Source organism: Cupriavidus sp. GW822-FHT06G04 (assembly GCF_058799075.1).
Genome location: NZ_JBXALD010000011.1, coordinates 143841 through 156993, shown reverse-complemented (window position 1 = coordinate 156993; position 13153 = coordinate 143841). Strand labels below are relative to the sequence as shown.

The 13153-nt window shown below is 64.0% G+C and carries 11 protein-coding genes; 8 read left to right on the top strand and 3 right to left on the bottom strand.

Annotated elements, in window-relative coordinates; all coding sequences use genetic code 11:
• Positions 1–29 precede the first annotated feature (29 nt).
• On the top strand, positions 30–947 hold the full coding sequence (locus AC1RKI_RS23190) for a helix-turn-helix transcriptional regulator (RefSeq protein ID WP_492797311.1): 918 nt from the start codon (positions 30–32) through the stop codon (positions 945–947).
• 58 nt (positions 948–1005) lie between these two features.
• Here the strand turns inward: AC1RKI_RS23190 and AC1RKI_RS23185 are convergent, their stop codons facing one another.
• The 3 genes from AC1RKI_RS23185 to map all read right to left on the bottom strand — a co-directional run bounded on the left by AC1RKI_RS23185 (position 1006) and on the right by map (position 6436).
• Positions 1006–2928: a pseudouridine synthase gene (locus tag AC1RKI_RS23185; RefSeq protein WP_492797313.1), complete on the bottom strand. Its 1923-nt coding sequence runs from the start codon at positions 2926–2928 to the stop codon at positions 1006–1008.
• Positions 2929–2965: 37 nt separating this feature from the next.
• A complete protein-coding gene (locus AC1RKI_RS23180) occupies positions 2966–5539 on the bottom strand; it encodes a [protein-PII] uridylyltransferase (protein ID WP_150979214.1) in 2574 nt (857 codons plus the stop codon).
• A 78-nt stretch (positions 5540–5617) separates the two neighbouring features.
• Positions 5618–6436: a type I methionyl aminopeptidase gene (map, locus tag AC1RKI_RS23175; RefSeq protein WP_061958360.1), complete on the bottom strand. Its 819-nt coding sequence runs from the start codon at positions 6434–6436 to the stop codon at positions 5618–5620.
• Between the two features lie 348 nt (positions 6437–6784).
• Here map and rpsB point away from each other — a divergent pair, with 348 nt between their 5' ends.
• The 7 genes from rpsB (at position 6785) to ispC (ending at position 13147) form a co-directional block, all read left to right on the top strand.
• The gene (gene rpsB / locus AC1RKI_RS23170; RefSeq protein WP_061958361.1) at positions 6785–7528 is read left to right on the top strand and encodes a 30S ribosomal protein S2; all 744 of its coding nucleotides are present in this window, start codon (positions 6785–6787) and stop codon (positions 7526–7528) included.
• A 165-nt stretch (positions 7529–7693) separates the two neighbouring features.
• Complete coding sequence (tsf, locus tag AC1RKI_RS23165; RefSeq protein WP_061958362.1) at positions 7694–8572, top strand: translation elongation factor Ts; 879 nt, start codon at positions 7694–7696, stop codon at positions 8570–8572.
• A gap of 303 nt (positions 8573–8875) precedes the next feature.
• Positions 8876–9586: a UMP kinase gene (pyrH, locus tag AC1RKI_RS23160; RefSeq protein WP_061958363.1), complete on the top strand. Its 711-nt coding sequence runs from the start codon at positions 8876–8878 to the stop codon at positions 9584–9586.
• A 108-nt stretch (positions 9587–9694) separates the two neighbouring features.
• Positions 9695–10255 carry a ribosome recycling factor gene (frr, locus tag AC1RKI_RS23155; RefSeq protein WP_061958364.1) on the top strand — a complete coding sequence of 187 codons (561 nt, stop codon included), beginning with the start codon at positions 9695–9697 and terminating at the stop codon, positions 10253–10255.
• Between the two features lie 50 nt (positions 10256–10305).
• Positions 10306–11076 carry an undecaprenyl pyrophosphate synthase gene (gene uppS, locus AC1RKI_RS23150; protein WP_061958365.1) on the top strand — a complete coding sequence of 257 codons (771 nt, stop codon included), beginning with the start codon at positions 10306–10308 and terminating at the stop codon, positions 11074–11076.
• Positions 11077–11122: 46 nt separating this feature from the next.
• Positions 11123–11944 carry a phosphatidate cytidylyltransferase gene (locus AC1RKI_RS23145; protein ID WP_061958366.1) on the top strand — a complete coding sequence of 274 codons (822 nt, stop codon included), beginning with the start codon at positions 11123–11125 and terminating at the stop codon, positions 11942–11944.
• A 24-nt stretch (positions 11945–11968) separates the two neighbouring features.
• Positions 11969–13147, top strand: coding sequence for a 1-deoxy-D-xylulose-5-phosphate reductoisomerase (gene ispC / locus AC1RKI_RS23140; protein WP_341249276.1), 1179 nt, complete (start codon positions 11969–11971; stop codon positions 13145–13147).
• Positions 13148–13153 lie beyond the last annotated feature (6 nt).

Below are 13153 nucleotides of genomic sequence, written 5' to 3'. Positions count from 1 at the left end.
AGTGTCAGGCTATGCAGGAGTGAAGCATCGTGAACGCCCGCCAGGACCCTTCATCGTTATTGGATTCGGATCTCGACTCACACGAGGCCATTGCGGCGACGGGCCGTGAGGCTGAACTTGGCGCGTTCCTGCGCGCACGCCGCGAAAGCCTCGATCCGGCGCGGCTTGGCTTGTCGCGGATCGGACGCCGCCGCACGCCGGGCTTGCGGCGAGAGGAAGTGGCAGCGATGGCTGACATCGGCATCACCTGGTACACCAAGCTCGAACAGGGTCGCCCCATTCGCGTTTCGCCAAAGGTGCTGAACGCGGTGGCGGCGGCGCTGCAGTGCTCGGCATCGGAAACCGATCATCTGTTCACGCTGGCTGGTCTGCAACGTCCGTCGGCCCTGGCGGGCACGGCTGCTTGCGAAACTGTATCGATCACCGTGCAGCGTCTGCTCGACCAGCTCGATCCGATTCCGGCGCTGGTGCAGAACGCGCGATTCGACATCGTGGCGCACAACGACGCGTATTGCCGGCTGCTGGGCGTCGATATTCCGCGCCTGCCGCCCGAAGACCGCAATTGCATTTACCTGGCGCTGACGCACCCGGGCTGGCGCAGCGCGGTGATCGATTGGGAAGGCATGATCTGCCATATGGTCGCGCTGTATCGCGCGGCGATGGCCGAGCACGTGCAGGATCCGCTGTGGGAGGCACAGCTTACGCGCTACATGGCGGCGTCGGACCGTTTTCGCGGCTTATGGCAGCGCTATCAGGTGCGGGGCATTCAGAACCACGTAAAAGGCTTTACGCATCCCGCGACTGGGCCGTTCAACCTGACCCAGACGAATTTCTGGACCGCGCCGCGTAATGGAGCACGGCTGCTGGTCTATGTGCCGGCCGACGAGCACGCCGAGGCGGCGTTGCGCAAGCTGCCGGCGCTGCGCGACATCGCACAGCCGGCCTGAGCATTCGAAGCGTCGCGCCGTGCGCCGCGGGCGGCGGTGCACGGCGGTCGGCAAGGCGTCAGAATTTTTCGAACGCGCCCAGGAAGCGCCATTGGCCCGGCGGCAGATCGCCCAGCACGATGCGGCCCATGCGCACACGCTTCAAGCCGACTACCTTCAGTCCCACCTGTTCGCACATGCGGCGGATTTGGCGTTTGCGTCCTTCGCGCAGCACAAAACGCAGCTGTTCCTCGTTCTGCCAGCTCACCTTGGCCGGCTTTAACGGCACGCCATCGAGCGACAGGCCAAAACGCAGCCGTTCGAGCAGGTCCTCAGGAAATACTGCGCTGATATTGCGCTCGACCGGGCCCTGCGGCGATTCCCACACGACGCGCACCAAGTATTCCTTTTCGACATTGGAATCGTCGCCGATCAGGGCGCGCGCGATGCGGCCGTCCTGCGTCAGCACGAGCAGGCCCGTGGAGTCGATATCGAGCCGGCCTGCCGGGGCCAGATTCTTGCGCTGCCACGGCGCAAAGCGCTTGCGCGTGGGATCGTTTTCCCACTGGTTTTCAGGCGCGAACAGCACGGCGGCGGGCTCGTAGCCGTCCTCGGCCTGGCCCGACACGTAGCCGATCGGCTTGTTCAGCAGCACGGTCACGCGCTCGCCTTGTTCCGAACGCGCTTCCTGCAGGATTTCGATTTCCGCATCGGGGCGCACGCGCGTGCCGAGCTCGGTGATCGGCTTGCCATCGACGAGCACCCAGCCGCGCGGAATCCACTCGTCGGCTTCGCGCCGCGAGCACAGGCCCATTTCGGACATGCGCTTGGAAAGACGGACGAGACCGTCGTCGCGCGGCTCTGCTGGCGCCTGCGCAGCGGCGGGACGCGGCGCCGGGCGATCGTCGCGCTCGGTGCGCACCGGGCGGGCGCGGTCTGCGGTGTCGCTGAAGCGACGCGCCGGCGCAGCACCACGGCGCGGGCCGTTGTCATCGCGACGCGGACGGTCGGTCTGGTTCTGGTCGTCGAAGCGACGCGGACGTTCGGCGCGATTGTCATCGCCGTAACGACGCGGGCGATCGGTTGCGCCTTCGTTTCCGGCGAAGCGGCGCGGCCGGTCGGCCTGGTTCTGGTCGTCGAAGCGACGCGGACGCTCGGCGCGGTTGTCATCGCCGTAACGGCGCGGGCGATCAGTGGCGCCTTCGTTGCCGGCGAAGCGACGCGGCCGGTCGGTCTGGTTCTGGTCGTCGAAGCGACGCGGACGTTCGGCGCGATTGTCATCGCCGTAACGGCGCGGGCGATCGGTTGCGCCTTCGTTGCCTGCGAATCGGCGCGGACGCTCCGCGTGATTGTCATCGCCGTAACGACGCGGGCGATCGGTTGCGCCTTCGCTGCCTGCGAAGCGGCGCGGACGGTCGGTTGCGCCTTCGTTGCCTGCGAATCGGCGCGGCCGGTCGGACTGGTTCTGGTCGTCGAAGCGACGCGGACGTTCGGCGCGATTGTCATCGCCGTAGCGGCGCGGACGATCGGTTGCGCCTTCGTTGCCGGCAAATCGGCGCGGCCGGTCGGCCTGATTCTGGTCGTCGAAGCGGCGCGGACGTTCGGCGCGATTGTCATCGCCGTAACGACGCGGGCGATCGGTTGCGCCTTCGTTGCCTGCGAAGCGGCGTGGACGGTCGGTCTGATTCTGGTCGTCGAAGCGACGCGGACGTTCGGCGCGATTTTCATCGCTGTAACGACGTGGCGCGCGTTCCCCTTCGGCCGGACGTGGGCGCGCTGGGCGGGCCTGGCGTTCCGGGCGCGGCGCGCCTTCCGCGGGCTTGCGCTTTTCCTTTTCGGATGCGCGCTCCTTGGCTTGCTTGATGCCCGTGACCACGTCCTGGACGCGCTTGCGGTTCAAGTCCGATACGCGTACAGGCCGCTTCGCCTTGCGCGGTGCGTCGGAGGGGGAGGTGGTCTTGATGCCCAGCGTCTTGCGGCCGGGAGGGGTGCTATCGGTCATATCGTTCCAAGCGCTCATGCGCTGGCCATCGGAAGAGTCAGATGGCCAGCGCGTCGAGCAAATCCTGTTCAAGCTGAATCTGCAATCGGTTGTCGGCGGTCAGGCGCGAGCCGTCGACCAGGAACACGTCTTCCACGCGTTCACCGAGCGTATTAATGCGCGCCGAATGCACGGACACGCGATGTTTGGCCAGCACCCGCGCGATGGCGTAGAGCAGGCCGGTGCGGTCGTTGGCGGACACCGACAGCAGGTAATACTGGCCGCGTTCGTCGGGACGCAAATCGACGCGCGGCTTGATGGGGAAGCTGCGCGACTGGCGCGACAGCCGGCCCTGGGTGGGGTCGGGCAGTGGGCTTTCCTGGCGCACGTGCTGGGCCAGTTCGTGCTCGACCAGCGCGAGGATGTCGCGATAGTCGCCGTCCAGGCCGGGATCGGTGATCTGGAAGGTGTCGAGCGCGTAACCATCGCGCGTGGTCTCGATCTTGGCGTCCTGGATCGAAAAGGCCTTGCGTTCGAAATATCCGCAGATCCGCGCGAACAGGTCGGGCTGGTCCTTGACGTAGACCACGACTTGCAGCCCTTCGCCGGCCGGCGAGATGCGCGCCTTGACCACCGGCTCGACCGCATCGACCTGGTTGAAAAGGTGCCGCGTCAGCCAGGCGATGTCGCGCGCATCGTGGCGCATGAAGAACGACATGTCGAGCTTGTTCCACAGCGGCTTGGCCAGTTCGGGATCGAACGCCTTCAGGCGCAACTGCGCGATCGTGTCATCGCGCTTCTGCGCCCACAACGAATGCGGATCGAGCTGCGCGCCGCCCAGCACGCGCAGCGTGATGCGGTACAGGTCTTCCAGCAGTTTGCCTTTCCACGCATTCCAGACCTTCGGGCTGGTGCCGCGGATATCGGCGACCGTGAGCAGGTACAAGGCCGTCAGGTAGCGTTCGTTGCCGACCACCTGCGCAAACGCCTTGACCACCTCGGGATCGGTCATGTCCTGCTTTTGCGCCACGTGGCTCATCGTCAGATGATTTTCCACCAGCCACGCGATGAGGTCGGTGTCCTGGCGCGAAATGCCATGCTGCTTGCAGAAGCGCCGAGCATCGACGGTGCCGAGCTTGGAGTGATCGCCGCCGCGGCCCTTGGCGATGTCATGGAACAGCGCCGCCACCCAGAGTACCCACGGTCGGTCGAAGCTGGCCATCAACTGGCTGCAGAACGGAAATTCGTGCGTGTGCTCGACGATGGCAAAGCGGCGCATGTTGCGCACCACCATCAGGATGTGCTGATCCACGGTGTAGACGTGGAACAGATCATGCTGCATCTGGCCGACGATGCGGCGGAAGTTGATCAGATAGCGGCCCAGCACGCTGGTCTGGTTCATCAGGCGCAGCGCATGCGTGATGCCTTGCGGTTCCTGCACGATGGCCAGAAAAAGCTTGCGGTTGACCGGGTCGTTGCGCCAACTGGCGTCCATCACGGTGCGCGCGTTGTACAGCCCGCGCAGCGTGCGCGGCGACAGCCCCTTCACGCCCGGCGTGCGCTCGTACAGCAGGAACGTTTCCAGGATCGCGTGCGGATTCTGTTCGTACAGATCGTCGCTGGTGATTTCCAGCATGCCCTGGCGTTCGACGAAGCGTTCGTTGATGACGCGCGTCACCTTCGATTCGCTCGGGAACAGCATCGCCTCGATGTTCAGCAGCAGCACGCTGTTGAGCTGCGTCACCGCCTTGGCGGCCCAGTAATAGCGCCGCATCAACTGTTCGCTGGCGCGCTTGTGCGTGGTCTGACGATAGCCGAACGCTTCGGCCAGCGCAGTCTGCAAGTCGAACACGAGCACGTCCTGGCGCCGCCCGGCCAGCAGGTGCAGGCGCGCGCGGATCGTGCGCAACAGACGTTCGTTGCGCGCCAGTTCCTGCGATTCGCGCTCGGTCAGCAGGCCGCGCTCGAAAAGCTCTTTCCAGCTGTCGCCGAGGCCCGCTGCCTTGGTCATCCACAGGATGACCTGGAGATCGCGCAATCCGCCCGGGCTTTCCTTGCAGTTCGGTTCCAGCGCGTAGGGCGTGTCCTGATACTTGGCGTGGCGCTGCCGCAGTTCCAACAGCTTGGCCTGGAAGAAATCGGCGGCGTCCATATCGGCCAGGTAGCGCGTCTGCATGGCCTGGAACAGCGGCTTGTTGCCGGTCAGCAGCCGGGCTTCGAGCAAGGACGTGCGGATGGTGATGTCCGCCGCCGACTCGCGGATGCAGTCGTCGACCGTACGCACCGACGAGCCGATTTCCAGGCCCAGATCCCAGCACAGGCCGATGAAGCGCTCGAGCCGGGCGGCCGTGTCGGCGTCAGGCTCGGCTTGCAGCAACAGCAGCACGTCAACGTCGGAATACGGGAACAGCTCGCCGCGGCCATAGCCACCCACGGCCACCAGCGCGGCGCTGGCCGGCAATTCCAGGCTCGTCCACGCTTCCACCAGTGCGGCGTCGACGGCGCGGCGCAGCCTGGTCACCAGCGGCGTGACCTGATTGGTGACGTCGAAATCAGCGAACAGGGCCTGCTTGTCGGCCTTGAGCTTGTCGCGAATGCGCTGGCAGAGCAGCAATTCCGGCGTGGTGTCCATGGGGTAGGCGGGCAAGTTCGTGGGCACGGCTGGAAGAAGAAAGGGCGCCTTGGTGGGCGCCCTGGCGTGGATGCGGGATCAGGCCGCGACAGTGTCTGTGATAAAGGCCGGCGGCACGGGCGAGCCCGCCGACAGCGTGAGCACCTCGTAGCCGGTTTCGGTCACCAGCACCGTGTGTTCCCACTGCGCCGACAGGCTGCGGTCGCGCGTTTTTACCGTCCATTGGTCCGGCATCGTGCGGATGTCGCGCTTGCCGGCGTTGATCATCGGCTCGACCGTGAAGATCATGCCGGTCTTGATTTCCATGCCGGTGTTGGGACGGCCATAGTGCAGGATCTGCGGATCGGAATGGAATACCTTGCCGATGCCGTGGCCGCAGTACTCGCGCACCACACTGTAGCCCGCGCCTTCCGCGTGAACCTGGATGGCATGCCCGATATCGCCCAGGCGCGCGCCGTTGCGCACCTGCTGGATACCCTTCCACATGCATTCATAGGTGATCTGCGACAGGCGCTTGGCCAGGATCGAGGCTTCGCCGACCACGAACATGCGGCTGGTGTCGCCGTAGTAGCCTTCCTTGGTGATTACCGTGATGTCCAGGTTCACCACGTCGCCGCTCTTGAGCACGCGGTCGCCGGGGATGCCGTGGCAGATCACGTCGTTGACGGAAGTGCAGATGGCGCCCGGGAAGGGCGGGTATCCGGGCGGCGCGTAGTTCAGCGGCGCCGGCACGGTGCCCTGTACGTCACGCATATAGGCGTGGCAGAGCTTGTCGAGTTCGCCGGTGGTGACACCGGGCTTCACGTGGGGCGTGATGTAGTCGAGGACTTCGGAGGCAAGGCGGCAAGCCACGCGCATTTGGGCGATGTCTTCGGCGGTGTTGATATGGATACTCATGCTGCGTTGCCTGGAAATGTGATGGCGCAGCCACACGCTGTGCCGAAATCTGTTCGCAAAGCGGGATTATCTCACCTTCGTGACGAGAAAGCAGGGAAATACGGGGATTCGTCGATTGACTAAAGCTCGCAGGGGGTTCTTCGGGTTGCAAGCAGGGCTTGAGCAGACCATGGCTTTGTTGCTACAATCGTGGGCTTGCTTGGTGGCGGTCCCGAATTGATTGGGCAGTTCGCCGGCAAATGTTGTTGATTGGTCGTTTTTTGTAAATCGCTGGTCCGCCCATCCGGGGTGTTCCTTTTCAGGAATGTCGGGGCGGACTTCAGACACAACCCTATTGGAGTCCCTCACATGTCCGTGACTATGCGCGAAATGCTGGAAGCCGGTTGCCACTTTGGCCACCAAACCCGCTTCTGGAACCCGAAGATGGCCCCTTACATCTTCGGTCATCGCAACAAGATCCACATTATCAACCTCGAAAAGACCCTGCCGATGTTCCAGGACGCGCTGAAGTACGTGCGTCAACTGGCTGCAAACCGCGGCACCGTGCTTTTCGTGGGCACCAAGCGTCAATCGCGCGAAATCCTGGCTGAAGAAGCTGGCCGCGCCGGCATGCCTTACGTCGACGCCCGCTGGCTCGGCGGCATGCTGACGAACTTCAAGACCGTCAAGATCTCGATCAAGCGCCTGAAGGACATGGAAGCCGCCAAGGAAGCCGGCGCGCTGGAAACCATGAGCAAGAAGGAAGCGCTGATGTTCGAGCGCGAAATGGACAAGCTGCAAAAGTCCATCGGCGGCATCAAGGACATGGGCGGCGTTCCGGACGCCATCTTCGTGGTTGACGTCGGCTACCACAAGATTGCCGTGACCGAAGCCAACAAGCTGGGCATTCCCGTGATCGGCGTGGTCGATACGAACCACACCCCGGAAGGCATCGACTACGTGATCCCGGGCAACGACGACTCGAGCAAGGCTGTGGCCCTGTACGTGCGCGGCGTGGCTGACGCCATCCTGGAAGGCCGTGCCAACGCGGTGCAGGAAGTGGTGGAAGCCGTGCGCGGCGACGACGAATTCGTCGAAGTTCAGGAAGGCTGATTGCCCGCCTGCGCCTGAGGCCGGGGCACACCGGCCACGGGCGCTCGCCTTGCGGCATCCAAGAAAGGGGGCACTTCTGGCGCCCCCTTTTTGCAAACAGATTCAGTGTCATCCGTGGCGGATAAGCTTTGCCGCGGATGAGGCCAACCACACAAGGAGTGACAAATGGCGGCAATTACCGCAAGCATGGTTGCAGAACTGCGCGCGAAGACCGACGCGCCGATGATGGAATGCAAGAAGGCCCTGACCGAAGCCGATGGCGATCTGGGCAAGGCTGAAGAGCTGCTGCGCGTCAAGCTGGGCAACAAGGCCAGCAAGGCCGCTTCGCGCGTGACCGCCGAAGGCATTGTCGTCACCTACATCGACGGCACCACCGGCGCGCTGGTCGAGCTGAACTGCGAAACCGACTTCGTTTCGAAGAACGACGACTTCCTGGGCTTCGGCGCCAAGGTTGCCGAACTGGTCGCCAAGCAGGCTCCGGCCGACGTGGCCGCGCTGTCGGCGCTGGAAATGGACGGTTCGACTGTCGATGCAGTGCGTTCGGCGCTGATCGGCAAGATCGGCGAAAACATGACGATCCGCCGCTTCGTGCGTTATGCCAATGGCGGCAAGCTGGCGTCGTACCTGCACGGCACCCGCATCGGCGTGATGGTCGAGTTCGAAGGCGATGACGTGGCCGCCAAGGATGTGGCGATGCACGTCGCCGCCATGAAGCCGGTGTCGCTGTCGTCGGACCAGGTGCCGGCCGAGCTGATCGCCAAGGAGCGCAGCATCGCCGAGCAAAAGGCTGCCGAATCGGGCAAGCCGGCCGAGATCGCCGCCAAGATGGTGGAAGGTTCGGTTCAGAAGTATCTGAAGGAAGTGTCGCTGCTGAACCAGCCGTTCGTGAAGAACGACAAGCAGACCGTCGAGCAGATGCTCAAGGCCGCCAACACCGTCGTGAAGGGCTTCACGCTGTACGTGGTGGGTGAAGGCATCGAGAAGAAGCAGGACGACTTCGCCGCCGAAGTGGCCGCCCAAGTGGCAGCCGCCCAGAAGGCCTGATGTCCGGGTGGCGGGCCAGTTTGCCGAGGAGCACTGATCCCGCCACCGTATAATGCCGAGGGGCGCCGCGAGGTGCCCCTCTGCACAAGTACGGCACGCGCCTGGCGCGATGTCAGTCAGTTTTCGCAGTCACCGGCAGTTTGCGGGATTTTAGTCGCGCGATACCTGCAGATGACGGCGAAAACCGGCTAATCAGCTGTCAAGCATTCCATATTCATGCGCGGCCGGTGCGCAGATGCTTCGTGCCGCCCGCGCCCATCCATCCGTTCAAACGAACGATCAAGAACCAGCCCGAGGGTGAACATGCCAGCCTACAAGCGCGTCCTTCTGAAACTGTCCGGTGAAGCCCTGATGGGTGACGATGCCTTCGGCATCAACCGGGCCACTATCGAAGGCATGGTCAATGACATTGCCGAAATCGTGAAGCTGGGCGTCCAGGTTGCCGTCGTGATCGGCGGCGGCAATATTTTCCGCGGCGTGGCCGGCGGTGCGGCCGGCATGGACCGCGCCACTGCCGATTACATGGGCATGCTGGCCACCATGATGAACGCGCTGGCGCTGCAGGATGCCATGCGTCACGCCAACATCGAGGGCCGCGTCCAGTCCGCGCTGCGCATGGACCAGGTGGTGGAGCCGTACATCCGTCCTCGCGCCATCCGTCAACTGGAAGAGGGCAAGGTGGTGATCTTTGCGGCCGGCACCGGCAATCCGTTCTTCACGACCGATACGGCCGCCGCGCTGCGCGGCTCGGAAATCGGCGCCGAAATCGTCCTCAAGGCCACCAAGGTGGACGGCGTCTACACGGCCGATCCCAAGAAAGACCCCAGCGCAACGCGCTACACCACGATTTCCTTCGACGAAGCCATTTCGCGCAACCTTCAGGTCATGGACGCCACCGCGTTCGCGCTGTGCCGCGACCAGAAGCTGCCGATCAAGGTGTTTTCGATCGTCAAGCCCGGCGCGCTCAAGCGCGTGATCCTGGGTGAGGACGAAGGTACGCTGGTGCACGTTTAAGTGCTTTTGGCCGCGGCAGAATGAAGATTCTGTCCGGCCTGAGGGTAGAATGTTCCATTTTCGATCCCGCCCGGCGGGATCCTGTCAGGCAGTTTTCCGGAGGTAAACATGACCGTCGCCGACACAAAGAAGAGCGCCGAGCAGAAGATGCAGAAGTCGATCGAAGCCTTCAGGGCCGATCTGGCGAAAATCCGTACCGGCCGTGCGCACACCGGCTTGCTCGACCATGTGCAAGTGGATTATTACGGTTCGCCCGTGCCGATCAGCCAGGTGGCCAACGTTGGCCTGGGCGATGCGCGCACGATCACCGTGCAGCCGTGGGAAAAGAAGATGGTGCAGGCCGTGGAAAAGGCCATCCGTGATGCGGACCTGGGTCTGAATCCCGCCACCATGGGCGACGTGATCCGCGTGCCGATGCCGGCGCTGACCGAAGAGCGCCGCAAGGAACTGATCAAGGTGGTCAAGAGCGAGGCGGAAGGTGCGAAGGTCGCCGTCCGCAACCTGCGTCGCGACGCCAACGAACAGTTCAAGAAGCTGGTCAAGGACAAGACCATTTCCGAGGACGACGAGCGTCGCGGTGTCGATGACGTTCAGAAGCTGACGGACAAATACGTGGCCGAGATCGACAGGCTGGTCGGCGAGAAAGAGAAGGAGATCATGACGGTGTAAGGCCGTCCCGGCGGCTTGCCGCCGGGTTGCCCGATACCGTCCGCACATCCATGCAGCACATCAGTTCGACGCTCGGCGTTCCAGATACCACTTATGTGCCCAGACACGTCGCCATCATCATGGATGGCAACGGTCGCTGGGCGACGCAGCGTCACTTGCCGCGCGTGGCCGGTCATACGCGCGGCCTCGACACAGTGCGCGAGATCGTGCAGGCATGCGCCGCGCGCGGCGTGCAGTATTTGACGTTATTTGCGTTCAGTTCCGAAAACTGGCGCCGCCCGGTGGACGAAGTGTCCTTTCTGATGCGGCTGTTCATGACCGCGTTGCGTCGCGAAGTGGTCAAGATGCACGCAAATAACATCCGCTTGCGAGTGGTGGGCGATCTCAGCCGCTTCAGCCCGCGCATCCAGCAACTGATCAAGGATGCGGAGGCCCGCACCGCGGCCAACACGGGTCTGACCGTGACCATCGCCGCCAATTACGGCGGGCGTTGGGATCTGCTGCAGGCCATGCGCAAGATGCTGGCCCGGTCGCCCATGCTCGACAGCGAGTCGATCGACGAATCGGTGCTGGCGCCGCACCTGGCGATGGCCTATGCACCGGAGCCAGACCTGTTCATTCGCACCGGTGGCGAGCAGCGCATCAGCAATTTCCTGCTCTGGCAGCTCGCCTATACCGAGTTGTATTTCACGGAGACGTTCTGGCCAGATTTCGACGCTGCCGAACTGGACAAGGCGTTTGCGTCGTACCGTCAGCGCGAACGCCGCTTTGGACGGACCAGCGCGCAACTGGTGGCTCCCGGCCTGTCCGGAACGGCCTGAGCCATCGTCGCCGTACCCTTCACACCATCACGGGACCCGCAGCCGCATGCTACTTACCCGCGTCATCACCGCCGTATGCCTGTTGCTGTTGATCCTGCCCATTCTGTTTCTGGCGCCGCCCACGGCGCTTGCCGTGCTGGTGGCAGTCATCGTGTTGCTGGCCGGCTGGGAATTCGGGCGCCTGATCAAGCTGCCGCATCCATGGCCCTACGTCTATGCGGTGCTTTGCCTGCTGGCGATGATCGGCTGGCATCTGGCTCCCGCCGGCGATGCCATCAACTGGCTGCTTGAACTGTCGCTGGTGGCGTGGGGTGTGGCAGTCATGCTGCTGGCGCGCGGCGTGCGCCAGCCGACGCCCGCTTTCACGGTGCTGGGCGCTGTGCTCGGCCTCATCATGCTCCCCGCGTTCGGCCATGCCGTCATGGCGTTGCGCGTGGCCGGCATCGGCGTGCTGCTGACGGCCGCCGTGCTGGTCTGGGCGGCTGATATCGGCGCATATTTCGTTGGCAAGGCGATCGGCCGCCGCAAGCTGGCGCCGACCATCAGCCCGGGCAAATCATGGGAAGGCGCGATTGGCGGCTGGCTGCTGGCAACGTCGCTCGCTCTGGGGCTTGCCGCCACTCATGCGTTTGCACCGACCTGGTATTCGCTCATGGCGGACCACGGGGGACTGCTCTTCCTGGTTGCGCTCACCACCCTGCTGGTGGCTGCCAGCGTTGTTGGCGACCTGTTCGAATCGCTGCTCAAGCGGCAGGCCGGCATGAAGGACAGCAGCCGGCTGCTGCCCGGTCATGGCGGGGTTCTGGATCGCATCGACGCGCTGATTCCGGTATTTCCCCTGGCCGCATTGCTGCTGGCCTGGGTCTGATCACAACTGAATTCATCTGGTTCTATGCAACGTATTACGATCCTGGGCGCCACGGGCTCCATCGGCGAAAGCACGCTCGACGTCGTTCGGCGCCACCCGGACCGCTATACCGTGCACGCGCTCAGCGCGCACCGGCAGGTTGAAAAGCTGGCCGCCGCTTGCGTCGAGTTCCGGCCTGCCCGCGCCGTGGTCGGATCGGCCGATGCCGCGGCCGACCTCGCGTCCAGACTGCGCTCCGCTGGCCTCGACACGCAAGTCGAATACGGCCCCGAGGCGCTCGAATCGATTGCCGCGGATCCGCAAACCGATGCCGTGATGGCCGCCATCGTCGGCGCCGCCGGCCTGCGTTCCTCGCTGGCCGCCGCGCGCGCGGGCAAACGGGTGCTGCTGGCCAACAAGGAATCGTTGGTGATGTCGGGGGGCATCTTCATGGATGCGGTGCGTGAACATGGTGCGACCCTGCTGCCCATCGACAGCGAACACAACGCGATTTTCCAGTGCTTGCCGACCTCCGACCCGCGTTACGGTGCCGGCGTGTCGAAAGTGCTGCTGACCGCGTCCGGAGGGCCTTTCCGCACGCGCGACCCGTCCACGCTGCACGACATCACGCCCGATCAGGCGTGCGCGCATCCCAAGTGGGTGATGGGGCGCAAGATTTCGGTCGATTCGGCCACCATGATGAACAAAGGGCTGGAAGTGATTGAGGCCCACTGGTTGTTCGGCGCGCCGGCCGACCGCATCGAGGTGCTGATCCATCCGCAGAGCATCGTCCATTCCATGGTTGCCTATGCGGACGGTTCGGTGTTGGCGCAATTGGGTAACCCGGATATGCGTACGCCGATCGCGTATGGCATGGCGTACCCTGAACGCATCGATTCGGGCGTGACCCCGCTGGATCTCACGGTGGCCGGCGGTCTTCATTTTGAGATTCCTGACCTTGAACGATTCCCGTGTCTCGGATTAGCCTTTGATGCACTGCGCGCAGGCGGTCTGGCGCCGGCGGTGCTGAACGCGGCCAACGAGATCGCAGTGGATGCTTTTCTGGCGGGACGGATTCGTTTCACCGATATCGCGCGCGTGGTGGCCGATGTACTGGAGGAGCCCGTGCAAGGCTCGGCAGATTCGCTCGAAGGCGTCCTGGCGGCAGATGGCGAAGCACGCCGCTCCGCGCAGGCCATGCTGCAACAATTGGCTGGCCGTTGACCGCTG